The organism is Arhodomonas sp. KWT, from assembly GCF_010993615.1.
Genome location: NZ_WNXE01000979.1, coordinates 1 through 615 on the forward strand (window position 1 = coordinate 1; position 615 = coordinate 615).

Here is a 615-nt window from a genome sequence, read left to right on the forward strand (position 1 = left end):
GTCGGGGGTGAGCCCGCGCACGACCATGACGTTGCCCGCCCCCGAGGGGGTGCCTTCCGGGTTCCACTGGAAGCAGACCTGGACCTCCGCGGAGTTGCCGTTGGTGTCCTCGTAGAGGTAACGGTCCTCGAAGCCCTCGCCCCGGCCGGGGGGCATCCCGATACCGGCGCGCAGCATCAGATCACGCAGATTCTGCTCGGCGAGACCGGCGCCGCCGGTGTTGTCGCTGCCCGCGCCGCTGCCGTAGCCGGCGCCGTTGCACACGCGCAGCCCGGTATTGTCGAAGTTGGCCGGGATGCCCGCGGCACCGCTGCCGCCGGACCAGGCGCTCTGGCGCTCGCAGACGTCGCCGTCGCTGCCGGTGAACGTGGTCTCGGCGCCGTTGACCATGTACGTGGGCGCCTGCTGGCAGTCCCCGAGGACCACGCCGGTGCGCTGGTAGTACTGGTCGTAGGCCTCCTTCCACTGATAGAGGAACTTGTTCGCGATCTTGGTGTACTCGGCGTTGCGCTGCACGTCCTCGGCGATGGCGATCGCCCCCAGGATCAGGCCGATGACCGCGAGCACGATCGCCATCTCCACGAGGGTGAAGCCGGCCGCCCGGGACGGGCGCTG

1 protein-coding gene is annotated in these 615 nt (G+C 69.9%); it reads right to left on the reverse strand.

The window, feature by feature from the left end:
* Positions 1-615 (reverse strand): type II secretion system protein (locus G7A99_RS23650; protein WP_163144508.1); only part of this gene is annotated, 615 nt, incomplete at both ends.